A 23,172-nucleotide genomic window follows, 5' to 3' on the forward strand; every position below is an offset into this window, starting at 1 on the left:
TCATGACCAATACCCCCTGGGAAGCATCGTCCGGACTCTACAAGAAGCTGACCTTCGGATCGATGGCGGTTTCCGGCACGGGCATCATCCTGGCCATCATCGGGGCCAACACCCACAACCGCCCGCTGATGTACACGGCACTGGGCATCATCGGCATCGGACTGGTGACCCACGTCATCGGGCTGGTGGTGCGGGCCCGCGACGCCCGCGCCTGGCGCGTGTCGCAGGGGCTGGTCCCGGCCAAGCGACCCAAGCGCGACAAGCAAGCACCCCGGGACACCCCCTAGCGTCCCCCCACAGACACCACAGCCACAATTCGTCCCACACAGGAGCGGCACAACAGATGAGCATCAATCCCGAACTGGCGGGCCGGATCTACCCGGCCCAGGACCCCTACGTGGTGGGCCGCGAAAAGATCCGCGAATTCGCGGCGGCGGTCAAGGCCACCCACCGGGCGCACTACGACCTGGACGCCGCGGCGAAACTCGGCCACAAGGACCTTTTGGCCCCGCCGACCTTTGCCATCATCGTGGCGCAGCAGGCCGATGCCCAGCTCATCGCCGATCCCGCCAGCGGCATCGACTTCTCCCGCGTGGTCCACGCCGACCAGCGCTTCACCCACCACCGCCCGATCGTCGCCGGCGACGAGCTGCTGGCCGAACTGCACGTGGACACCGTGCGCGCCATGGGTGGCGGGGCCATGATCACCACCCGCTCCGAAATCACCACGGCGGCCGGCGACAAGGTCGCCACCACCGTTTCCTCGCTCCTGGTACGCGGAGAGGACCAGTAATGCCAGACTTTGACACCCTTGAAAAGGGCCAGCCCATCGGCACCACCACCATCTTCGTGAACCGCGCCGACCTGGTGCGCTATGCCGGGGCCTCGGGGGACTTCAACCCCATCCACTGGAACGAGCGCTTCGCCACCGAGGTCGGGCTGCCGGGGGTCATCGCCCACGGCATGTTCACCATGGGCTCCGCAGTCCAGCTGGTTTCCGACTGGGCGGGGAACCCCGGGGCCGTCATCGACTACCAGACCCGCTTCACCAAGCCCGTCCCGGTGGCAGACCCTGCAGGGTCCAACCCGTCGGACTTCGAAGGCACCGCCATCGAGATCGCCGGCGCCATCGGCGCTCTTGACGCCGAGGCCCGCACCGCGCGCGTGGACCTGACCGTCAGCGTCGATGGCACCAAGGTGCTGGTCAAGGCCCAGGCCGTGGTGCAACTCTGAAACCAGCACCCCAACCCGCATCGCCCGCCCCCGCCGGGCGTCGGGGCAACCCCGAGGTCCGGCCCTGGCGCAACGGCGTGCTGGCGCTGTACCTGGCCTCCGGGCTGATGCTCGCCACGCTGGTCTCCCGGCTGCCCTCGGTGCGCGACGCGCTGGGGCTGAGCCACGGGGAGGTGGGCCTGCTGCTGCTGTGCATGACGGCCGGCTCCTTCGCCTCGGTCTCGGTTTCCGGGTTCGTGGTCATGCGCCTGGGGTCCAAGCGGACCCTGGTGCTGGCCGCCTCGCTGACCGCCGTGGCGCTTGCCGTGGTGGGCGTCGCGGCGGCCGGGTTCCACTCGCTGGTGCTCACCGGGACGGCACTGGGCCTTCTGGGTGCCGGCAACGCCGCCTGGAACGTCTCCTCCAACGTCCAGGGAGCCGCCATGGAACGGGCCCTGGGCGTGCCGATCATGCCGGTGCTGCACGGCTTCTTCTCCGTGGGCACCGTGCTGGGCGCCGCGGCCGGGGCCCTGGGAGCGGCGCTGCAGCTGTCCATTTCCTGGCACTTCGCGGCCATGTCCGCGGCCGTGTTGGCCATCATCTTCACCGGCACCAGGACTTTTAGGCCCGACGCCACCAACGCCGGCAGCGGGCACTCCAACAGGTCGCTGCTGGCCGATGCCTGGCGCGAACCGCGCACGCTGGTGCTGGGCGTACTGGTCCTCGGCATGGCGCTGGCCGAGGGCGCCGCGGGGGACTGGGTAGCCCTGGCCCTGTCCGACGGCTACGGGGCCATCAACTCCGTGGGCGCCATCGGCTACGGGGTCTTCGTCACCGCGATGACCCTGGCCCGCCTCGGCGGCGGGTTCGTCCTGGCCCGGCTCGGGCGCGTGGTGGTCATCCGGATCTCCGCTGCTTCCACGCTGGCCGGCCTGCTGCTCTTCGTCTTCGGCCCTTCCCTGCACACGGCATTCGCGGCCCTGGTCTTCTGGGGCCTGGGGGTGGCGCTGAGCTTCCCGGTGGCCATGACCGCGGCATCGGATGACCCGATGCGCGCCGCGGCCCGGGTCTCGGTGGTCTCCACCATCGGCTACGGCGCCTTCCTGGGCGGCCCGCCGCTGCTGGGCCTACTGGCGGACCGCGTCGGGCTGCTGCACGCCCTGGGCTACGTGGGCATCCTCGTGGTCATCTCCTTCTTCCTGGCCCCGGCCGCCGGTCCCCGCAAGGCCGCCGCCGTGGCGGCACCCGCAACCACCAACACCGAACACTAAGGCGCAAACCACCGTGAACACCCAGCTGCTCGCACCCCTGACCACCACCGGCGTCGGCGGTCCCGCCGGCACCTTCGTCCGTGCGGACACCGAGTCGCGGATCACCGCCGCGCTTTCCGCCGCTGACGCGGCAGGGGAAGAGGTGCTGATCATTGCCGGCGGCTCAAACCTGCTCATCGACGACGCCGGGTATCGGGGCACGGTGCTGCAGATCGCCAACCAGGGGGTCTCGATCGGCAAGGAGCTCTCCGACGGGCGCATCCGCGTGGACATCGCCGCCGGGCACCCGTGGGATGACGCGGTCGCCCAGACCCTGGCCGCCGGGCTCTCGGGGCTCGAGGCCCTGTCCGGGATCCCCGGATCGGCCGGGGCCACCCCGGTGCAGAACGTCGGCGCCTACGGATCCGAGGTGGCCCACACGCTGCTCGAGGCCAAGGTCTTCGAGCGCGCCACCGGCACCACCAGCCACTTCGGGAATGCCGGGTTGGGGTTCGGCTACCGCGACTCGCTGCTTAAGCGCACCACCTTCAACGGCTCGCCCGCATTCGTGGTGCTCGCGGTGACCTTCGCGCTGGAACGCCGGAGCGACTCCGCGCCGATCCGCTACAAGGAGCTGGCCCGCACCCTGGGCGTCGCGGTGGGCGAACGCGCCGATGCCGCCGCGGTGCGCGCCACGGTCCTGGAACTGCGTGCCTCCAAGGGCATGGTGCTGGACGCCGCGGATCGCGACACCTTCTCCACCGGCTCCTTCTTCACCAACCCGATCGTGCCGGCCGCGGTGCTCGACTCGCTGCCCGAAGGAGCCCCGAACTTCCCGGTGGACACTCCCGGCATGGTCAAGCTCTCGGCTGCGTGGCTCATCGACAAGGCCGGATTCTCCAAGGGCTTCGGCCTGGAGGGCACCGCCGGGGAGCAGCTGGCCGGCGGCCGGGCGGCCCTGTCCACCAAGCACACCCTGGCCATCACCAACCGCGGGGACGCATCCAGCGCCGACATCCTGGCCATCGCCCGCGCCGTGCGCGCCGGCGTGAAGGAACGCTTCAGCATCGAGCTGCACAACGAGCCGCTCTTGATCGGCTGCGCCCTGTAGGGAATCGTTGGGTTCACCATGGCAGCCCCACCGCACCACCCCACCCCTGTGCAACGCAACGCCGTGGCGCGCCTGCGCCTGGCCGCCCAGGGGCTGCTGCCCGGAATCCCGGCCGCGACCCTGCCGGTCCCGGCAACCACGCCCGCGGACGTGGTCGCCGCGCTGGGCATGATGCAGGCCCAAGACCTGCCCCAGGCCTGCTGGGCCGTGGGGGTCCGCCTGCCCGGCGCCGGGCTGAGCCGGATCCACGCGGCCCTGGCCGACGGGTCGGTCATCCGCTGCTGGGGCGCCCGCGGTACGCTGATGCTCATCGATCCGCGGCTGCACGGTTCGCTGCTGGCCGTGACCGCGCAGCGGATGAACGCCAAGATGGCCGGCACCCGGGCGCAGGAAGACATCACCGAGGCCGAGCTCGGCAGGCTGGCCGATGTGGCCCGTGAGCGCTGCGCAGGGACCGGCGCCACGCGTGCCGAATTGCTCCGTGCCTTCGAGGATGCCGGGTCGAGCATCGAGGGGCAGCGCGGCTACCACCTGATCGTGGCCGTGAGCCTGCGCGGGGTCATCGTCCAGGGCCCCATGGAACCCGGAAGCGAGACCCGGCAGTTGTTCATGGCCGCCGGGTCCTGGCTTCCGGAGACAGAGCCACATCCCGACGCCGGTGCGGCACTGGCGATGCTGGTGCGCGGCTACTTCGATTCCCACGGCCCCGCGACCGTTGCCGACTGCGCGTGGTGGCTCGGCCTGCCCCTGACCCCGGTGCGTGCCGCCGTGGCGGCGCTGGACCCGGTGCTGGGCAGTGCGGAGCTGGGCGGGGACACCTTCCATTTTGCCGCTCGGCACCGGGAACGCTGGGAGCATCCGCCGGGGGCACGCAGCGTTCTCGCGCTGCCCGGGTTTGACGAGTTCCTGCTCGGTTACCGGGACCGCTCGGTGACCCTGCCGGAGGAACACACGCAGGTGGTGACGCCGGGGAAGAACGGGATCTTCCTGCGCACCGTGGTAGCAGGCGGGGAAACCATTGGCACCTGGGAAGTGGAGAATTCCGGGAAGGCACGTTATGCCAGGTTCGTGCCTTTCGCCGGGGAACCGACTCCTGCCCGCGCCAGGGCGGTCGCCGCCCGGATGGACTCATACCTAAGGTTCCGCAACGCCTAGCAGGCCCCTCAATTTCTTTGCTGCTTGGCCTGGGAGGGCTTGTTGTGGCTGCCATGATGTCGTGTCCGTTGCGGTGGATCGTGTCGGGCCACGGAACATTGGCCCTGCAAAAAAGAAGACGGCCGCTGGCCACTCCCAAAATACGGGGTGGCCAGCGGCCGTCTTGAATTCTCGTCGCTGCGGTCGGCAGTGACTTGGAGCAGGGTTAGAGGCGGCCCTGCGCGATGGCCAACATACGGCGCAGCGGTTCCGCGGCGCCCCAGAGCAACTGGTCGCCCACGGTGAAGGCCGAGATGTACTCCGGGCCCATTTCCAGCTTGCGGATGCGGCCCACCGGGATGTCCAGCGTGCCGGAAGCGGCGACGGGGGTCAGCGCGTCAACGGTGGCTTCCTTGGTGTTGGGCACGACCGTGGCCCACTCGTTGTCCTCGGAGAGCAGCTTCTCGATCTCGGCCACCGACAGATCCTCGGTGAGTTTGAGGGTCAGTGCCTGTGAGTGCGAGCGCATGGCGCCGATCCGGACGCACAAGCCGTCCACGACGACCTTGTTGGCCTCGGTGTTGCCCAGGATCTTGTTGGTTTCGACCCCGGCTTTCCACTCTTCCTTGGACTGGCCATTGCCCAGGTCCGCGTCGATCCACGGGATCAGCGAGCCTGCCAGCGGGACACCGAACTGGGTGGCGTCCAGGCCGCCGCGCTGGGCTGCGAGGACCTTCCTGTCGATCTCCAGGATTGCGGAGGCCGGGTCGTCGAGTTCGGAGGCGACGTGGCTGTTGATGTCGCCAAACTGGGTCAGCAGTTCGCGCATGTGGCGGGCGCCGCCGCCGGAAGCAGCCTGGTAGGTCATCGAGGTGCTCCACTCGACCAGACCGTTCTTGAACAGTCCGCCCAGGCCCATCAGCATGCAGGAGACGGTGCAGTTGCCGCCCACAAAGTCCTTGGTGCCGGCGGCCAGCGACGCGTCGATGACGTTGCGGTTGATCGGATCAAGCACGATCACCGAATCGTCGTTCATGCGCAGCGTGGAGGCGGCGTCGATCCACAGCCCGTCCCAGCCGCGCGAGCGCAGCGAAGCGTGGACCTTCTGGGTGTAGTCCCCGCCCTGGGCGGTGACGATGATTGGCAACTTGGCCAGGGTGTCGATGTCATAGGCATCCTGCAGCGCGGGTGCGCCGTCGGCAAAAGCCGGGGCTGCACCGCCCGCGTTGGACGTGGAAAAGAATACGGGGTCGAGATTCGCGAAGTCGCCCTCGTCCTGCATGCGTTGCATCAGGACGGAGCCAACCATGCCGCGGTAACCGACAAAGCCAACGGATGAAGTCATGGTTCAAGCTTAAGGGGTGCTGGGCCTCTATGGGGATTCGATGACGTGCCGAGGCCCGGGAACGCAAAAGAGGCACCCCTTCCGGAACTAGTCCGGGAAGGGGTGCCCCCACAGCGCATCAACCGGCGGGCCGGTCGCGTGATGCCGCTATTTGTTGCCGCCGGCCAGCAGGGCCTTGCGCATGCCCACCAATTTGAGGGAGCCGAAGGCAAAGACCTGGGTGAAGACCAGCAGCAGGATCAGGCCCATGATCTTGGATCCCGTGAGGACCAGGAAAAGGCCCAGCCCGGCAAAAATGAGGGCGAAGAGCGGGAAGAGCATGTACCCGATTACAAAGAGCGCCTCGGGGTTGGTCTTCAGTGCCTTGAGGGCTTCCTTCATGACTTCCGCTCCCACGCCTCGACGCGGTACTCGGTGCCGTTGGCAGCCGTCAGCCATCCGGAATCGGGATCCGAAAGCAACTTCGTCCATGCCGAGTCCAGGGCCGGGGCCTTGGTATCGCCCTTGGGGCTGGCATTGATCACGGTCTTGATGGCCAGGTGGGCGCCATCGGCGAGCGCGGCGTAGATCTCGCCGCCGCCGATGACCCAGATTTCCTCCGCGCCTTCGGCAGCCCGCGCTGCCTTCAGGGCCTGGTCGGTGGATCCAACGGGAACCGCGCCGGCGGCGCGCAGTGCGCCATGGAGGGATGCGTCACGGGTGATTACGATGTTGGTGCGTCCGGGCAACGGGCGGAACTTCTCCGGGAAGGATTCCCAGGTCTTGCGGCCCATGATCACCGGGTGGCCGATGGTGGTGCGCTTGAAGTGCGCCAGGTCCTCGGGCAGGGACCACGGCATGGTGCCGCCGGCACCGATGATGCCGTCAGCGGCCTCGGCCCAGATCATGCCGATGCGCTCGCTTGTGGTGGTTTCGGCGCGGTGTCCGGCGCTCTGGTTCGTGTTGCTCATACGGCGATGGGGGCCTTAATCGTCGGGTGGTGTTGGTAGTCCTCGATCACGAAGTCGTTGAGTCCGTAGTCGAAGATCGAATCCGGGGTGCGCGTGATGCGCAGGTGCGGGTACGGGTAGGGCTCGCGGGTCAGCTGCTCGGTGACCTGTTCGACGTGGTTGTCGTAGATGTGGGTGTCCCCGCCGGTCCAGACGAACTCGCCGGGTTCCAGTCCAAGCTGGTCGGCCATCATGCAGGTCAGCAGCGCGTAGGAGGCGATGTTGAAGGGAACGCCCAGGAACATGTCGGCGCTGCGCTGGTAGAGCTGGCAGGAGAGCTTGCCGTCGGCCACGTAGAACTGGAAGAACGCGTGGCAGGGCGGCAGCGCCATGTTCTCGATCTCGGCGACGTTCCAGGCCGAGACGATGTGCCGGCGCGAGTCCGGATTTTCGCGCAGCGAGTCCATGACCTGGGAGATCTGGTCGATGTGCCGGCCGTCGGCGGTGGGCCAGGAGCGCCACTGGACGCCGTAGACCGGGCCCAGCTCGCCATTTTCGTCGGCCCACTCGTCCCAGATTTTCACGCCGTTCTCGCGCAGGTAGGAGGTGTTGGAGTCCCCGCGCAGGAACCACAAAAGCTCCACTGCCACGGACTTGAAGTGGACGCGCTTGGTGGTGATCAACGGAAAGGATTCGGCGAGGTCAAAACGCATCTGGCGGCCAAAGACGCTGGAGGTTCCCGTGCCGGTGCGGTCGCCCTTGGCGGTGCCGTTGGCCAGGACATCCCGGAGCAAATCTTCGTAGGGTGTTTGAATCTTCACTGGTTCAGTCTAGACGGTGACGGGACCACTCCCGCGGAAGCCAGTATCCGATAGGCGCCCACAGGGGCTCGGCACGTGCCGGGGCCGGTTTGAACCGGCATCGGCCCGCGGGCCGGAGCCTTGATGTGATTCCCGGCTCGCGGGCGCGTCGGCGTGGGTGGGCGTCCCGTCCCATCCAGGGTCGGCCCATCCACACTTCACATGGAACACCCCTATGATGACTGGCCACCATTTCACGGCCCCCTCAAGCGATCGGCCGACGGACAGTCGGTGGAGCCTGGCCACTGGTGTTACTCCCGCCGCCTTGGTAGCTTTCAACGCATGGCCATCAAACTTGAGAACGTCGGAATCGCCGTTCGCGACCTCGAAGAGGCAATCGCCTTTTTTACCGATCTCGGCCTGACGGTCATCGGACGCGACACGGTCAGCGGCGAATGGACCGACACCGCCGTCGGCCTCGACGGAAACCACGCCAACATCGCGATGCTCCAGACCCCGGACGGTCATGGTCGCCTCGAACTCTTCGAATACATCCATCCCAAGGCGATCGAGTCGAACCCGACACGTCCCAACGACATCGGCATGCACCGCGTGGCCTTCTCGGTGGACAACCTTGACAAGGCCCTCGAGGTGGCCGCAAAGCACGGGTGCCATCCGCTACGCGGAGTGGCGACCTATCAGGACGTGTACAAGCTCACGTACCTCCGTGGCCCCAGCGGAATCCTTGTGATGCTTGCCGAGGAACTAAAAAAGACCGACACCTGAATCGACCCAATCGTTCTGGACGTTGCATTCGGCTTTCGCTCCGACACGCCACAAGGCAGGGATCCGGATGTTGCCGGCGCCGGCGCCGGCGCCGGCCTTCGCCGTTGCCATCGATAGCGTCGGAACGAGTCCTTGCAGAATGGTTAGTAGTTCGCCCTCGACGCGAGCAACCCACGCAGATATTGCACGTGGATGTCGCAGTTCGCAACGCCCTTGACGCCCGGATGGCACCAGCTTTTCCCAACTGGGCAGCACAACCAACGGTCGCGCCGGTCCTATTCGCCGGAGCGCAGCTTGCCCTGGAACAGGGAAAGCAGGGCGGCGTCGTCGATCCCGCTATGCCGGGCGGTGGCGATGAGCTCGTCCATCAGGGAATGCACACGCTGCACGGGCACGGTGGCCGGGCGCGCGGCGGGGCTGGTCACCACGGTCCCCAGTCGCCGCCGGCTCTCGACAAGGCCGCGGGCCTCAAGCTCCTTGTAGGCCCGTGCCACGGTTCCGGTGGCCACGCCCAGGTCGCCGGCCAGGGCACGCACCGTCGGCAGCCGTGTCCCGTCGGACAGGTGGCCAACGGCAATCAGCGAGGCGATTTGGGCGCGGATCTGTTCAAAAGGGGGAGTGGCATCGCGAAGGTCGACGGTGATCAGCGTGCTCAATGGCTGCTCATGCTAGGGATTTGTGGGCTGTGCCGCCGCGCCGGGTAGGCCGTGGCGGCCGGCAACAGGCATAGCAGAAGGCCCAAGACCAAGGTGGAAAGTTGGAAGCCCGATGGTTCTTGGGACACGTACATTGACTCTCCATAACCGGTGCCGCTAGGGGTCCAATAGGTGGGGTCGCCCAGGATGGAGGCAACCAGCAGCGACACGCCTCCGAGTAGCCGCATCCCGCGATGGGCCAGGATGATGCGGATCTTGGTGTCCTCGATGGTGCTGGCCCCGTGCAGCGGGCGGCGGCGGGTTGCAGTGCCGTGAAGCGCCCAGGCCAGGGCGGCCACCACAGCCAGAATGCCGACCATCCACCACGCGGCGACCCGTGTTGCCGCCGGAGCGGCGAGAACAAAGGTCGTGATGGTTGCGATGGCCGCTGTCACCGACATGGAAACCACCACCAGGAACCATACCGGCAACAGATGTCGTCGTCGTTCGGCGTGGACGGGACCCTGCCCCAGTCGGCAGATGATGATCCTCGAGGCTGTGAGGTTCAAGATGAGGTGGATGGCGGAAGCCGCCAGCAAGGCCAGCGCCAGGGAACCTAGCGCCTCCAGTCTGGTGGGTGCGAGGGCCGTGAACGAATAGGTCCGCATCCCGTCTTCCGCCGTGGTGACAAGGGGGCTGGCGCCCAATCCGGCGAACAGCACAATGGCCAACACCGGGACAAGGGAAAAGAGTTGGGTTAACAGCAGGAAGTCACGGGCCTTGGCGAAGGTGCCCGAGGGTGTTCCGGCCACCGCGCGGACGGATGCGGAGGGTTCGGCGAGTCGCGGCGGAGCCCAGGCCAGAATCACCACGACGACCAGCAACATGCACAGGGAACCGGCTCCGGACAGGACGTTGGCCCGGTCCTGGGCGGTCGAGTCGAATCCGGCGCCGGGATCCCCGAGTGGCATGGCCAACTCGCCGCGTGCCCTGATTCCGTCGGCCAGGTAGTTCAGGGCCGCCGCGCCGAATCCGGAGACGACGAGGATGGAAGTCCGCAGCAACCGGTTGATCCAGATGGAGCGCAGGACCGCATTGCCATGTGCGTCCAGGGAATCCAGCGGCGGGCGACGCACCACGACGGCGGCGGCGCCAAGGGCTCCCAGGAGCACCAGTCCGAGCCCGCCGAGCAGGTAGGGTCCCACCTCGGAACCGGGCCGAACCCCGGCAACGCCCGAGACATAGGGTTGCCCGGGCTCCGCCTCGTCCCCGGTGGAATAGTCCTCCAGGTTGTCCAGGTCAACAACGTGCCCGAGCTCGTCCACCGGGTTTCCATATCTGTCCTCCGCTCCGTCGTAGACAGGGCCCTGGTGGATCTCCTCGCTGCCGGTGTCGCTGCCGGTGCGGCTCGGGGCCCCGGGATCGTTCCAGGCCGCGATGAGAAGCGCAGTGCTGATGATGGCGCACAGTAGCAGGAATCCTGCCAGGAAGCGCGGGAAGACGTCCCTGACGCGGCGCACCTCCAGCGATGCCGAGCGCACCGGCCGCAGGTGCCTGGGCCAGGTGAATTGCCCCAGGATGTAGACCAGCCCGAGCCATAGCCCGGGGGCGGCGGCGTGCATGAGCATGGTGGGAGCCGCGGGGTCTGTGGGCGTGCCGGGGGACGGGTTTGCCCAGAGGTTGGCCAGGCCGGATGTCCCCGAAGCCAGGAAGGCGATCAGGGCCGTCCAGAACGCGTGGCGCGAGATGGCCTCGGTGGTGTTTTTGGCGTTTGGGCTCGCCACAAAGAAGCGCAGCAGCACGTAGATCAGTGCGGCCGATCCGGCCAGGCCGAAGCCGATGGAGGTCAACGCGTCGCTCATCCAGGTCTCCTCGGGGGGATCAAACTTTGTCTCAATGTATCAAGTCATTGAGACAAAGTTCGCGTCCCCGGAGCCACAATGGCCCGATGCCGGTCGAATCGTTACCGAGTGGCCACCTCGGGATCAGGCGAGCAGGTCGTTGTACTCCGGATAGCGCCGCAGGTAGTCCTGCACGTAGGTGCACTCGGGAACGATCTTCAGCCCGCGTTCGCGCATCTGCTCCAGCACCAGTGTGACAAGGGCCCGGGCATAGCCGCGGCGGCCGTATTCCTCGTTGATGATGGTGTGCTGCAACGTCGCGACGCCGTCCTCCAGCCGGTACCCCAGGAAGCCCACGAAGGTGGCTCCGTGCCAGAGTCCGTAGCGTCCGCGGTCCGCATCGTGGTCCAATCGCAGCCCCTGGTGCACGATCTTTTCCTGGGTGGTGCCGTGATCCTGTTGGGCCATGATGCGCTCCTTAGCAAAGCTCGAAAACCGTACCGGCGCCGCGCCAAACGGGCGCCTGGTTATGAGACTACCGTGAAGGGGTGGGCTCTAGTCGTCAAACGCGTCGTAAACTTCCACGGAGACAAGTTTCCCCTTGCCAGAAGCCGGTTGGTGGACCACGATGACGGCGCCGGGACGAAGGTACGGGTCGTGGGCGGGAAGGAATCCGGCCAGCGCCCCATCCATCCGGGCCCGCAATTCGGTGAGCACCAGCGGCAGCACCGGGCGGTGCGTGCACAGTGCCTGGGACCGGCGCTTGTCCAGCAACTTGGCCACGGTGCGCTGCGCCTTGGCAGGGCGACGCGTGGCCTCGTGCTCGGTGACCGATGCCAGCATCTTGACGGTGAACCGGTGCTGCTGCAGGTAGGGGGCAACCGTCTGGACGCAGCGTGTCCAGGGGCTCGAGGCCACCTTGGCCGGTCGCCAGGAATTCAGCAGCCTGGCCACGGCCAGTGCCTGCCGCCGGCCGGTGGCCGCCAGCGGGCGCTTGCCTTCCTCGCGGGTCCAGTTGGAGCGAGGCTTCGCCTTGGCATGGCGCACCACCACGAACGGGCGGGTCTCCAGCGTGCCGTTGTCGTGGGCCTGGACCAGGCCCTCGAGCGGACCCAGGTCCCCGGGGTTGGTGATCCACTGCCGCGCAACCTTGGGCGTGGCCCAGCGCACCGCATCGGTTTCCTTCCCGTCCGGGATCGGCCGGGTGCCCGGGGACTTCGCCGCCCAGTAGTAGACCACCTTGTTTCCGGCACCGACCGGGTAGGTCATGGCGGGCAGCGGAATGCCCAGTTGGACCTCCAGGCCGACCTCCTCGAAGACCTCCCGGGTGGCGCACTCGGGCATGGTCTCCCCGTCGTCGAGCTTGCCCTTGGGCCAGGACCAGTCGTCGTAGCGGTCGCGGTGGATCATCAGGACCTCGAGCTCGCCGGCAACGACGCGCCAGACCAGGGCCCCGGCGGCACGAACGGCAAATTGACCTTCGCGGATTTCGGCCGCATCGCTTGAACGCACGAAATGCACGCCCTTAGCGCCTGACCACGGTGCGCTGGCGGGCACGCGATTCAATGAGCCAGGACTGGATATCGGCCAGCGGGGCCCCGTCCTCGTCCTTGTGGTGCCTGGTCCATTCGCCGTCGGAGTCCAGGTGCCAGCTGGCGGTGCGTGGATCCATGTAGCGGTCAAGGAGCCGCACCAGGTCGCTGATGTCCTCGCGGCTGCTCAGCGACACCAGCGCCTCGACGCGGCGGTCCAGGTTGCGGTGCATCATGTCCGCGGAGCCGATGTAGATGATCGGTTCCCCGGCGTTGGAGAACATGAACACGCGGCTGTGTTCCAGGAACCGGCCCAGGATCGAGCGCACGCGGATGTTTTCGCTCAGCCCCGGAACCCCCGGGCGCAGTGCGCAGATCCCGCGGACGATCACGTCCACCTGCACCCCGGCCTGGGAGGCGCGGTAGAGCGCGTCGATGATGGCCTCGTCGACCATCGAGTTCACCTTGATCACCACGCGCGCGGCCAGCCCGGCCTTGCGGTTGGCGATCTCCGCCTCGATCTTGTCGATCAACCCGCTGCGCAGCGAACGCGGGGCCACCAACAGGCGCCGGAACGTCGAGCGCGGGGCGTAGCCCGAGAGCTGGTTGAACAGGCGCGAGAGGTCTTCGCCGACAGCGTCGTCGGAGGTGAGCAGGCCCAGGTCCTCGTAGTAGCGGGCGGTGCGCGGGTGGTAGTTGCCGGTGCCGATGTGGCAGTAGCGGCGCAGCTTGTCGCCTTCGCGGCGGATCACCAGGGAGAGCTTGGAGTGGGTCTTCAGGCCCACGATCCCGTAGACCACGTGCACGCCGGCCTGCTCGAGCTTCCGCGCCCAGGAGATGTTGGCCTGTTCGTCGAACCTGGCCTTGATCTCCACCAGCGCCAGGACCTGCTTGCCGGCCTCCGCTGCGTCGATGAGCGCATCCACGATCGGCGAATCGCCACTGGTGCGGTACAGCGTCTGCTTGATCGCCATGACCTTGGGGTCGGCGGCGGCCTGCTCCAGGAAGGCCTGAACCGATGTGGAGAAGGAGTCGTAGGGGTGGTGCAGCAGGATGTCGCGGCGGCGCATCGCGGCAAACACGTTGGCTGCCTTGGATGTCTCGGACTCGTTGAGGAAGCGCGAGGTGTGGGCCAACTGCTTGGGGTAGTGCAGGTCGGAGCGGTCGATGTTCGCGATCACGCCCAGCCCGCGCAAATCCAGCGGGGCCGGCAGCGCGAAGACCTCGTCCTCCTCGATGCCCAGCTCGCGCACCAGCAGGGCGCGGATGTTCGGGGAAATGTCCTCCACGACCTCCAGGCGCACCGGGGGACCGAAGCGGCGGCGCAGCAGCTCCTTCTCCAGGGCCTGGAGCAGGTTCTCCGCGTCGTCCTCCTCGACCTCGAGGTCCTCGTTGCGGGTGACGCGGAAGAAATGGTGCTCGACGATGTCCATGCCCGGGAACAGGTAGTCCAGGTGCACGGCGATCACGTTCTCGAGCGAGATGAAGCGCGCGACCCTGCCCGCGGAGTTGCCGGCGCGCGGGCCATCCACCGAAATCAGCCGCGGCATCACGTCGGGCACCTTCAGCCTGGCAAAGAGCTCCTTGCCGGATACCGGGTTGCGGACCACCACTGCCAGGTTCAGCGAGAGCCCGGAAATGTAGGGGAAGGGGTGCGCCGGGTCGACGGCCAGCGGGGTGAGGATCGGGAAGACCTGATCGATGAACCAGCGGCGCAACTCCTCGCGGGCGCGTTCGTCAAGGTCCTTCCAGCCCACCAGCAGGATCTGCTCCTTTTCCAGGGCGGGGCGGACCTGCTCGGCGAAGACCTGGGCGTGGCGCAGCTGCAGGGCGTGCGCGTCGTTCAGCAGCAGCTCCAACTGGTCGATGGGGCTGGTTCCCGTGGCGGAGGGCACGGCAAGGCCGGTGGCGATGCGGCGCTTGAGGCCCGCGACGCGCACCATGAAGAACTCGTCGAGGTTCGAGGAGAAGATCGAGAGGAAGTTGACCCGTTCCAGCAGCTGCATTTCGGGATCCTCGGCCAACTCCAGCACGCGGGCGTTGAAGTGCAGCCAGCTCAGCTCGCGGTCAAGGAACCTGTCGTGGGCGAAGTCGCCCTCGGGGATCGGAGAGGGCTCGAAGTCGGGCAGCTCGATCCGGTCCTGGGTGGCCCGGGCCGCCGGGACATCGGTGATGCCCAATGCGGAGGTGACTGGGTACGGATCCATGGCTGTTGCCCCTAGCGTGGATGAGGGTGGAGATGTCGCGTGCCCACGGCGAGCCGGATGGGCACGCGGCCTTGCGTCACTGTCTACCTTACCGAAACCGGTGCGTACATGACGTCGACATCCCACTTGGTGAAGCCCAGTTTCCGGTAGAGCGAGACGGCAGCGGTGTTGTCGGCATCCACGTAGAGCATCAGCGCATCCAGGCCCAGGGAATTGAGGTGGTCGATGCCTGCCAGGGTGAGCACCTTGCCCAGGCCGGTGCCCTGCGCCTCGGGGATCACGCCCACGACGTAGATCTCGCCGATGGCCTGGTGCTTCCCGGTGGTGGGGGAGGACACCGCGGGGTGCACCTTGGTCCAGTGGAAGCCCAGGATCCTGCCGGTGGCATCGACGGCCAGCAGGAAGCCGGCCGGATCGAACCAGTCCTCCTCCATGCGCGCGGCCAGGTCGTGGCGGGTCATCGCACCCTGTTCGGCGTGGTGCGCGAAGGCAGCTGCATTCGCCGCAACCCAGCCCTCGGCGTCGGTCTCCGGGTCGAAGGCGCGGATCGAAATGCCGACCGGGACCACCGGGGCCGGCACCTGGGTGCCGGTGACCATGCGCATGCGCCACAGCTCGCGGACCGGAATAAAGCCAAAGCGCTCGGCCAGCTTGGCCGCGGCCTCGTGGTTCCCGTGGGCCCAGGCACGCAGCCTGCCCAGCTCGGTCTTGCCGGCCAGGGCCGTGAGCAGCGCGCCGGCGATGCCCGAGTCGCGGAACGCGGGGTGCACCACCATTTCCAGGGTCCCCGGCGCGCCGGCATCGCCGAGCACCGCGACGGCGGCTCCCACCAGTTCGCTGGAGGACGTGTCGGAGCCGTCCTGGAGGTAGGCGTAGGCCCCCAGCAGGGACGCCGATTCGGGGGCGCTGCGCAATTCGAGGAGTGTCTGTTCGCTCAGCGGCGGGTTGCCGTCGGCTTCCTCCCCGGCGGCCACCAGCAGGTGCAGCGCGGAGAGCACGCCCGGGTCCGGGGCGCCGGCAAGCATGTCGATGGTGACTTCGGGATTCGTCGCAGCGTTCATATCCCTAAGATAGCCGCAGCGGCGCCTAGGCGTCGATGACCTCGGGGTTTTCGTGGCGTTGCGAGGCGAAACGGTAGCCCACGTTGCGCACCGTGCCGATGAGTTGTTCGTGGTCGGTGCCCAGCTTGGCGCGCAGCCGGCGCACGTGCACGTCCACTGTCCGGGTGCCTCCGTAGTAGTCGTAGCCCCAGACCTCGTGCAGCAGCTGCTCGCGGGTGAACACCCGCCCGGGGTGCTGGACCAGGTACTTGAGCAGCTCGAATTCCTTGTAGGTCAGGTTCAGCGGGGATCCGTGGACCTTGGCGGTGTAGCTGGCCTCGTCGATCAACACGCCCGCGGCGCGGATCGGGGCACCGGCGGTTTCCCCGTCGGGGGCCGAGCGGGCGATGGCCAGGCGCAGCCGCGCCTCGACCTCGGCGGGTCCGGCGGTGTCAAGGATCACGTCGTCGACCTGCCAGGATGCGGAGATCGCCGCCATTCCGCCCTCGGTCAGCACCAGCAGCAGCGGGCAGGCGATGCCGGTGGTGCGCAGCAACTGGCACAGCGTGCGGGAGGCTGCCAGGTCCTTGCGTCCGTCGACCAGCACCACCTCGGCGCCCTCGGTGGTCAGCAGCGCCGCACCCTGGGCGGGCATGACGCGCAGCGTGTGGGAGAGCAGTCCCAGGGACGGAAGGATGTCGGACGAGGGCCCGGGGGCGTTGGTCAATAGCGCGATGACGGCCATCGATGCGATCCCTCCCACATGTTTGGGTTGCCGATTTCCCGGCGCGGGCAGCACATGCCGCCCAGACCCGAACCATCGGTGTTTACATCATGAAGTATAGATTGCCGTGCGTTTCCATTACGTTTCCGACGCTTGTAACACGCACCGCCGCCCGGCGTCCAAACGGGGTGTGAAGGGCGGGATAAGGCAGGATGTAACCTGTGAGACTCAAAGTTTTGGCCACAGGAACACTTGCCCTTGCACTGGTCGTCGGGGCGAACTTTGTGCCCGGTGCCACGGGCTGGCCGGTGCTCGGCGTCACCCTGGCGTTGCTGGCCGCGTTCGCGCTCGGCTGGCCGCGCCTGATGAAGGTGCCAGCGCCGAATCCAGTGTCCCTGGTGATCTTCCTGGTCGGCGCTGCGGCGGCGGTGCTGGGCCTCTGGGCGCGGCCGGGCCCGGGGCTGGGGTGGGTGGCACCGTCGCTGGCTGCCGGCCTCATCCTGATGTTCGTGACCCAGCTGGTGCGCGGCACCGACGCGCAAAAGCGACTGGAATCGGTGGCCACCGGCATCTGCGGCATGCTCATCGCCGCATTCGGCTCCGGCTGGGCGGTGCTGGGGACCGATCCCGACGGCCGTGCCGTGGCCCTGATGGCAGGGATCGCCATCCTGGGCGCAGCGGCGCCCGGGGTCTCGCGGCTGCCTGACCGCGTCGTCTTCCCGCTGGGCTTTGTGCTGGCAGTGCTCTTCGGCGGTGCCGCCAGCCTGCTGCACCCCGATCTCAGCGTGGTTCCGGGCCTGGTCCTGGGCGCGGCCTGCGGACTGGTCGTCGTGGGCACGCGGGCCATGCTCGTTTCCCTGGGCGGTCCCAAGGGGCCGGCGCAGATGGCCGCCGCCGCACTGGCCCCGTTGCTGGTCTGCGGATCGGTGACCTGGTACGTCATGTTGCTGTTGGTCTAGCCCCCGGGGGCCGGCGGGCCACCGCCACGGCCGATGTCATGAAAGGCCCGGGGTGCCCGCCGAACCGGTTAGGATGGTGGCATGAACGAATACCTTGGACTCGAAATCTTCTTCCTCTCGCTGCTGACCCTGGCGGGCCTGGGCATGGCCGGCTTCGCCGGACTCGTCGTGGCGCGCCTCTTCAAGGGCCAGAAGTAAAGAACAAACAGCACTAGGAAGCGCGCGCATGGCAATCGAGATTCCCACCGACCTGACCCCCGAACTGGTGCCGCTGTCGTGGCTGATCGGGACCTGGGAAGGCACCGGCCGCCTGGGCGCCGGCGAGGCGGACGACGAATTCTTCTTCCAGCGCGTGAGCTTCACCCAGAACGGCCTGCCGTTCCTGGAATACAGGTCGGAATCCTGGATCACCGACGAGCAGGGCAACACGTTGCGTCCGCTCACCGTTGAATCGGGATTCTGGTCCCTGGAGCGTCCCATGGTGGACGCCGACCTGGGACCCGGAATGACCCCCGGCGATGTTGTTCCCGCCCTGCGCTCGGCCCAAGACGTTGAGGACTTGCGCACCGACGAGGGCGGGTTCAAGATCCAGGTCGACATCGCGCACCCCGGGGCGATCTGCGAACTGTATTACGGCGTCATCAAGGGCCCGCAAATCCAGCTGGCCACCGACCTGGTGATGCGCGGAACCAACGCCAAGGACTACGCCTCGGCCACCCGGATCTACGGGCTGGTCAACGGGGACCTGTTCTGGCGCTGGGATGTATCCACCGGCGGCAACGACCTCAAGGCGCACGCCTCGGCCGCCCTCAAGAAACAGGGATGACCACCATGGCGCTTTCGCCGTTGTTGACACGACCCGGCGCCGTCGCCGCGTCCGGGATCGATGAGGGCGTCGCCGCCCACTACGGGGAGCTGAACAAGGAGCAGCAGAAGCTGCTCGCCGGCACCGCGGTGGCCGACCTGTCCCACTTCGGGGTGGTGACGCTGTCCGGCGAAGACCGCCTCTCCTGGCTCAACACCCTCTCCAGCCAGTCCCTGACCGGGCTTCGCGAGGGCCAAAGCACCCAGACGCTGCTGCTCACGGTGCAGGGCCGCATCGAGTTCGACATCCGCGTGCTCGCCGACGCCGACAAGCTCTGGCTGGTCGTCGAGCCCGGCCAGGCCGAGCCGCTGGCCGCGTTCCTGACGCGCATGCGCTTCATGCTGCGCGTGGAAATCACCGACGTCTCTGCGGACTATGCCGTCGTGGGTGCCTGCGCAGCGCAGCCGGCCTTGGCGAAGTACCCGGTCTGGGTCGACCCGTGGCCCGGCGTCACCACCGGAGGCTACGCCTATTCGGAGCCCGAACACCCGGGGAACGAGCGCCCCTGGTACCTCTACCTGGTGCCCGCCGGCGAACTCGAAACGGCCGTGGCCGGTCTCCCGCTGGCCGGGATGCTCGCGGTGGAGGCGCTGCGCATCGCCGCCTGGCGCCCGCGCTTCGGCTTCGAGACCGATGAGAAGGCCATCCCGCACGAGCTGGACCTGATCCGCACCGCCGTGCACCTGGACAAGGGCTGCTACAAGGGCCAGGAAACCGTGGCCCGCGTGCACAACGTCGGGCGCCCGCCGCGCCGCCTGGTGTTCCTGCAGCTGGACGGCTCGATGCACACGCTACCGGCCGTGGGTTCCCCGGTGATGGTGGGGGAGAAGGTCGTCGGCTCACTGACCTCGGTGGCCACGCACTTCGAGGCAGGGCCCGTCGGGTTGGCGCTGATCAAGCGCAACATCGACACCGAACTCGAGCTGGAGGTCGTTGACGGCGAGGAGCGCTATGCGGCCAAGCAGGAAGTCATCGTGACCCCCGAGGCCGGGCAGATCGCCGGCCGCTTCACCGGGTTCATCCGCCCGCCGCGCTAGAAAACACTCCGTGATGCAGGACGCCCGGCCGGGGAATCGGCCGGGCGTTTTGCATGGACGAGCATGCACCAAAGCCCGGTGCGGTCCTTATATTCGTGGGGCAGGAAGCCTGCGGGGCAGTCCTCGGGCGTTCAGGCTGCGCTTTCCAACCGTTCACGTGGACCTCGTACCGTCGCCCGCATGCCTTCTTTCACATTCGGGCGCGTTCTCGCCCTCGCCGCCGCGGCCGGCGCGCTGTCCCTTTCCTTCACTCCCGCTGCCCTTGCTGCCCCTACGGAAACACACGCCGGCGCGCAGGACGGCGCAAAAACCGCGTCCCCCGGAAAGGGGCAGGGCACGGGCGCCGGGCGGTGCCACGCACCGGGCCAACCGCCTGTCCCGTCGGAGGAAGGCACCCTGGCCTACTTCCAGGACGCCCATGAGTACAGCCCGCGCGAGCACGCCGACGGCCACCGTGGCGGCATTGCCCTCCTTGCCACGGTTCTGGACCGCATCGAGGCCGCCAACGAGAACCCGGCGACGATCTTCGGCGGCGACATGGCCGGCGGCAGCCTGTTCGGCGGCGTCTACAAGGGGTTCCCGTTCGTGGAGGCGTTCAACGACCTTGGCGTGGACGCTGCAACCTTCGGCCAGCATGACTTCGACTTCGGGCTCCAGGCCGCGCTTGACCCGGTGAATGCCTCGGAATTCCCGTGGATTGCCTCCAATCTCGCCTACAAGGACGGCAGCGTGTTCCTGCCCGGCGCCGTGGCCGGAAGCGTGGAAGCCGGTGAGCTGAGCGTCGGGGTCATCGGCCTCACCGGATCGCTGCAGAACAGCTCCGCCAATGCCGAGCTCAACCAGCGTCCCTACCTCGAGTCCACCCGGGCCGGAGTGAAACTGCTGCAGGAGCAGGACGTCGACGTCATCGTCGTCTCGGGCCAGATCGACCGGGCCGAAGGGCTCGAGCTCATGGCCCAGGTCCCCGAAATCCAGGTTCTCATGCGTGAGGAGAACAGCGGCTCGTCCCCGGCCGAGGCGCTCGAGCTGGGCAAGGAGCGCCTGATGGTCACCGGCATGGGCGACTACGGCGTGGTCGCCGAGATCGACATCGCCAAGGACCTCTGCGGCAACATCAGAACGGGCGCCGTCCTGCACGACGTCGACGAATCGGTGGCCGAGGAGCCGTCGTGGGCGGCCAAGGCCGCCTTCTACGAGCAGGACATGGAAAAGCGTCTCGACGCAAGGATCGGGACGGCGAGAGGCGACTTTGGCCGCCGTGCCGCCGGCGAGCTGGCCGCCGATGCCTTCCGCGACTACTACCAGGCCGACCTCGGCTGGGCGAACGGCGGCGGCATCCGCGCCGAGATCGACGGCGGCGATCTCTCGCTGCGCGACCTGCACACCGTTTTCCCCTTCGGCAACCGGGCGATGCTCATCGAGGTCACCGGTCAACAGCTGATCGAGGGCCTGAACCAGGGCGCCGACTCCAGTCCCGGCGGCTACGGGGGCTTCCCACGGGTATCGGGCTTCACCTACACCTACTCCGAATCGGACCCGGCCGGCCAGCGCATTGGTGAGGTTCTCCTTCAGGACGGGACACCTCTGGATCCGGGCGCCACCTACTCCTTGGCCATCACCAACTACGTGGCAACGAACGGCGGTGACGGAGTGACGGCCTTCCTGAACGCCCCGATCGCGGTGTCGGCGGACGAGGGCACCGCGGACGTGAGCGCGCTGTGGGCGTATGTTCAGAAGCTTGGCACCGTGACGCCGAACGACATCCCGAGGGCAACCGTTCTCCCGTAGCCCAACGCCGGAAGGCCCGCCGGGCGCCGGCGGATATGGCCTCAGGCCCCGTCGTGCAGTTTCAGGGACATCAGGGAACCGACCAGTTCGAATCCCAGCGAGGTGGCCAGGGCGTTGGCGGCGTCCTGCCCCTCCTTGATGCGCGCCTGCGGAATCAATCCCTCGCTCAAGGCGTCGTCCACCGCCAGCGCCGCGGCGTAGCGGCCCAATCCGTGGCCGCGCAAGTGCGGGTGCGTGAGCACCGTGGTGTCGGCCAGCAGCCCGCCCGGTGCCCAATAGCCGGCACCGGCAACGGGCTCGGAGCGCGTGTCGGAGAACAGCACGAAGCACTGGTCCCAGCCGCCGAGCTCGGTGCTCGCGGCGTCGTCGCGCGGGGTGCCTTCGCGCAGCTCCGCCAGGTCCTCCACGTCGGTGGAAACGGTGATGTTCTCCGAATCCACGATGTCGAAGGGCGAATCGAGGTACGTCAGCGCATCGACGCCCAGCGAGCGGATCGACGGGGCCAGGCCGGAGGCATGCAGCAGCCCCAGCAGCCCCCGGTCATCGACGAAGTGCTGGTCGGCGGCGCCGCGCAGCAGCGGCAGGAATTGCTCCGGGGCGCGCACCACCTGGTGGTCGCCCAGGTGCAGCACCTCGACGCGGTCGGTGCCGATGGAGGGGACAAACAGGGACACCGGTGCGCGGTCGGGTTGCAGGGCGGAGTCGGGCACGGAAAACTCGCGGGCCCAGGACAGCGCGATGATGGCACGGGTGCCAAATTCAAGATTCACGTGTTCGAGCCTAATGCAGGAGCGGGCAGCCAATGGCGTTCGGCGGCACAAACCCCCGGTGTGAGGCGGGCAGGCCCGGGCATGGCGCAGCGGATCAGCCGAAGAGGATCCGCGCCTCGTCGTAGCGGTCCTGCGGGACCCGCTTGAGGTTGTTCAGCGCTGCCTGGAACGGCACCCGGTTGATCTTGGTGCCGCGCAGGGCGACCATCGACCCCCAGGCCTCGTCGGCCACCGAATCCACCGCCGCCATGCCCAGCCGCGTGGCCAGCACCCGGTCGAAGGCGCTGGGCACCCCGCCGCGCTGGATGTGCCCGAGCACCGTGGCGCGGGTCTCGATGCCGGTGGCGTCCTCGATGAAGGGTGCCAGCTGTTCGCCGATGCCGCCCAGGCGCGGGCGGCCGAAGGCGTCCAGCCCGCGCTCGGAGAACGCCCCGTCGGCGCCCTCGGGCACAAAGCCCTCGGCCACGACCACCAGCGGGGCGCGCCCGCGCTCGTGCGCCTCGCGCACCCAGGTGTAGATCTGTTCCATGGTGGTTGACTGCTCGGGGATCAGGATGGCGTGAGCGCCGGTGGCCATGCCCGCATGCATCGCCAGCCAGCCCACGTGCCGGCCCATGACCTCGGCGATCATGCAGCGGTGGTGGGATTCGCCGGTGGTGCGCAGCCTGTCGATGGCTTCCACGGCGATCTGGTTGGCGGTGTCGAAGCCGAAGGTGTAGTCGGTGGCGTCCAGGTCGTTGTCGATGGTCTTGGGCACCCCCACGATCTTCAGCCCGGCGTCGGTGAGCCGCTTGGCCCCGGCCAGGGTGCCCTCGCCGCCGATGGCGATCAGCGCGTCCACGCCGAGGCGTTCGAGGGTGGCCTTGATGTTCGCCGCCCCGCCGTTTTCGCCCTCGAAGGCATTGGTGCGCGAGGTGCCCAGGATGGTGCCGCCCTGCTTGGAGATGCCGCGGACCGCGGTGCGGGGGAGTTCGACGACATCGCCGTCCTTGACCCCGCTCCAGCCGTCGCGGAAGCCCACGAACTCGTGGTCGTAGCTCTTGATGCCGTTCAGGACGGCTCCGCGGATGACGGCGTTCAATCCGGGGCAGTCCCCGCCGCTGGTCATGATCCCGATGCGCATGCTCACTCAATTCCTTCGCTGCTCTACCACCGCGGCCGCGCAGTGCGGGACGGGGGTGTTTCCTGGCTTCCGGAGCGCGACGTT

General features: G+C 67.8%; 23 protein-coding genes and 1 pseudogene. 11 read left to right on the top strand and 13 right to left on the bottom strand.

From position 1 onward, the window contains the following. Positions 1-2 precede the first annotated feature (2 nt). The 6 genes and pseudogenes from Q2T94_RS14130 to Q2T94_RS14155 all read left to right on the top strand — a co-directional run bounded on the left by Q2T94_RS14130 (position 3) and on the right by Q2T94_RS14155 (position 4,728). Positions 3-287, top strand: coding sequence for a hypothetical protein (locus Q2T94_RS14130; RefSeq protein WP_302265121.1), 285 nt, complete (start codon positions 3-5; stop codon positions 285-287). 56 nt (positions 288-343) lie between these two features. Continuing rightward, positions 344-793, top strand: coding sequence for an FAS1-like dehydratase domain-containing protein (locus Q2T94_RS14135; protein WP_302265122.1), 450 nt, complete (start codon positions 344-346; stop codon positions 791-793). After that, complete coding sequence (locus tag Q2T94_RS14140) at positions 793-1,233, top strand: MaoC family dehydratase (RefSeq protein ID WP_302265124.1); 441 nt, start codon at positions 793-795, stop codon at positions 1,231-1,233. The genes Q2T94_RS14135 and Q2T94_RS14140 overlap by 1 nt, the downstream gene beginning before the upstream one ends. Positions 1,234-1,310: 77 nt before the next feature. After that, positions 1,311-2,483 carry an MFS transporter gene (locus tag Q2T94_RS14145; RefSeq protein ID WP_436836833.1) on the top strand — a complete coding sequence of 391 codons (1,173 nt, stop codon included), beginning with the start codon at positions 1,311-1,313 and terminating at the stop codon, positions 2,481-2,483. Continuing rightward, positions 2,425-3,573, top strand: a pseudogene (locus tag Q2T94_RS14150) (UDP-N-acetylmuramate dehydrogenase); the annotation flags it as partial. The gene Q2T94_RS14145 and the pseudogene Q2T94_RS14150, both read left to right, overlap by 59 nt. An 18-nt stretch (positions 3,574-3,591) precedes the next feature. Next, on the top strand, positions 3,592-4,728 hold the full coding sequence (locus tag Q2T94_RS14155) for a winged helix DNA-binding domain-containing protein (RefSeq protein WP_302265126.1): 1,137 nt from the start codon (positions 3,592-3,594) through the stop codon (positions 4,726-4,728). Between the two features lie 205 nt (positions 4,729-4,933). On the opposite strand, the gene asd is transcribed toward Q2T94_RS14155, so the two are convergent. From asd to Q2T94_RS14175, 4 genes are all read right to left on the bottom strand, one after another. After that, entirely contained in the window at positions 4,934-6,052 is a 1,119-nt protein-coding gene (gene asd, locus Q2T94_RS14160; RefSeq protein WP_302265128.1) for an aspartate-semialdehyde dehydrogenase, read from the bottom strand. 147 nt (positions 6,053-6,199) lie between these two features. After that, complete coding sequence (locus Q2T94_RS14165) at positions 6,200-6,433, bottom strand: NF038396 family protein (RefSeq protein WP_264270797.1); 234 nt, start codon at positions 6,431-6,433, stop codon at positions 6,200-6,202. After that, entirely contained in the window at positions 6,430-7,002 is a 573-nt protein-coding gene (locus Q2T94_RS14170; RefSeq protein WP_302265130.1) for a dihydrofolate reductase, read from the bottom strand. Before Q2T94_RS14170 ends, Q2T94_RS14165 begins: the two co-directional genes overlap by 4 nt. Next, positions 6,999-7,802: a thymidylate synthase gene (locus Q2T94_RS14175; RefSeq protein WP_302265131.1), complete on the bottom strand. Its 804-nt coding sequence runs from the start codon at positions 7,800-7,802 to the stop codon at positions 6,999-7,001. Before Q2T94_RS14175 ends, Q2T94_RS14170 begins: the two co-directional genes overlap by 4 nt. 321 nt (positions 7,803-8,123) lie before the next feature. On the opposite strand from Q2T94_RS14175, the gene Q2T94_RS14180 reads away from it, so the two are divergent. After that, positions 8,124-8,567, top strand: a complete 444-nt coding sequence (locus Q2T94_RS14180; protein WP_302265133.1) for a VOC family protein — start codon at positions 8,124-8,126, stop codon at positions 8,565-8,567. 275 nt (positions 8,568-8,842) lie between these two features. On the opposite strand, the gene Q2T94_RS14185 is transcribed toward Q2T94_RS14180, so the two are convergent. The 7 genes from Q2T94_RS14185 to Q2T94_RS14215 all read right to left on the bottom strand — a co-directional run bounded on the left by Q2T94_RS14185 (position 8,843) and on the right by Q2T94_RS14215 (position 16,567). Beyond that, positions 8,843-9,223 carry a GntR family transcriptional regulator gene (locus Q2T94_RS14185; RefSeq protein WP_264270801.1) on the bottom strand — a complete coding sequence of 127 codons (381 nt, stop codon included), beginning with the start codon at positions 9,221-9,223 and terminating at the stop codon, positions 8,843-8,845. Beyond that, positions 9,220-11,064, bottom strand: a complete 1,845-nt coding sequence (locus tag Q2T94_RS14190; RefSeq protein ID WP_302265135.1) for a hypothetical protein — start codon at positions 11,062-11,064, stop codon at positions 9,220-9,222. The genes Q2T94_RS14185 and Q2T94_RS14190 overlap by 4 nt, the downstream gene beginning before the upstream one ends. A 123-nt stretch (positions 11,065-11,187) precedes the next feature. Next, complete coding sequence (locus Q2T94_RS14195; RefSeq protein ID WP_264270803.1) at positions 11,188-11,511, bottom strand: GNAT family N-acetyltransferase; 324 nt, start codon at positions 11,509-11,511, stop codon at positions 11,188-11,190. A gap of 87 nt (positions 11,512-11,598) precedes the next feature. After that, the gene (locus Q2T94_RS14200) at positions 11,599-12,555 is read right to left on the bottom strand and encodes an NUDIX hydrolase (RefSeq protein ID WP_367281546.1); all 957 of its coding nucleotides are present in this window, start codon (positions 12,553-12,555) and stop codon (positions 11,599-11,601) included. A gap of 13 nt (positions 12,556-12,568) precedes the next feature. Then, positions 12,569-14,782: an RNA degradosome polyphosphate kinase gene (locus tag Q2T94_RS14205; RefSeq protein ID WP_264270805.1), complete on the bottom strand. Its 2,214-nt coding sequence runs from the start codon at positions 14,780-14,782 to the stop codon at positions 12,569-12,571. A gap of 83 nt (positions 14,783-14,865) precedes the next feature. Beyond that, a complete protein-coding gene (gene mshD / locus Q2T94_RS14210; RefSeq protein ID WP_302265138.1) occupies positions 14,866-15,843 on the bottom strand; it encodes a mycothiol synthase in 978 nt (325 codons plus the stop codon). A 25-nt stretch (positions 15,844-15,868) separates the two neighbouring features. Beyond that, positions 15,869-16,567, bottom strand: coding sequence for a winged helix-turn-helix transcriptional regulator (locus Q2T94_RS14215; RefSeq protein ID WP_264270807.1), 699 nt, complete (start codon positions 16,565-16,567; stop codon positions 15,869-15,871). 200 nt (positions 16,568-16,767) lie between these two features. Between Q2T94_RS14215 and Q2T94_RS14220 the strand changes: the two genes are divergently transcribed. The 4 genes from Q2T94_RS14220 (at position 16,768) to Q2T94_RS14235 (ending at position 21,195) form a co-directional block, all read left to right on the top strand. Beyond that, a complete protein-coding gene (locus Q2T94_RS14220) occupies positions 16,768-17,505 on the top strand; it encodes a hypothetical protein (protein WP_302265140.1) in 738 nt (245 codons plus the stop codon). Between the two features lie 226 nt (positions 17,506-17,731). Beyond that, complete coding sequence (locus Q2T94_RS14225) at positions 17,732-18,331, top strand: heme-binding beta-barrel domain-containing protein (RefSeq protein WP_302265142.1); 600 nt, start codon at positions 17,732-17,734, stop codon at positions 18,329-18,331. Then, positions 18,328-19,407 (top strand): CAF17-like 4Fe-4S cluster assembly/insertion protein YgfZ, encoded by a 1,080-nt coding sequence (gene ygfZ / locus Q2T94_RS14230; RefSeq protein ID WP_302265143.1) that lies wholly within the window; start codon positions 18,328-18,330, stop codon positions 19,405-19,407. The genes Q2T94_RS14225 and ygfZ overlap by 4 nt, the downstream gene beginning before the upstream one ends. A gap of 180 nt (positions 19,408-19,587) precedes the next feature. Further along, a complete protein-coding gene (locus tag Q2T94_RS14235) occupies positions 19,588-21,195 on the top strand; it encodes a bifunctional metallophosphatase/5'-nucleotidase (protein WP_302265145.1) in 1,608 nt (535 codons plus the stop codon). 41 nt (positions 21,196-21,236) lie between these two features. Here the strand turns inward: Q2T94_RS14235 and Q2T94_RS14240 are convergent, their stop codons facing one another. Next, positions 21,237-21,965 (bottom strand): GNAT family N-acetyltransferase, encoded by a 729-nt coding sequence (locus Q2T94_RS14240; RefSeq protein WP_264270812.1) that lies wholly within the window; start codon positions 21,963-21,965, stop codon positions 21,237-21,239. 94 nt (positions 21,966-22,059) lie between these two features. Next, entirely contained in the window at positions 22,060-23,088 is a 1,029-nt protein-coding gene (locus tag Q2T94_RS14245; RefSeq protein WP_302266429.1) for a 6-phosphofructokinase, read from the bottom strand. Between the last annotated feature and the right edge of the window lie 84 nt (positions 23,089-23,172).

This window comes from Paeniglutamicibacter sulfureus (genome assembly GCF_030512175.1).
Classification (GTDB): domain Bacteria; phylum Actinomycetota; class Actinomycetes; order Actinomycetales; family Micrococcaceae; genus Paeniglutamicibacter; species Paeniglutamicibacter sulfureus.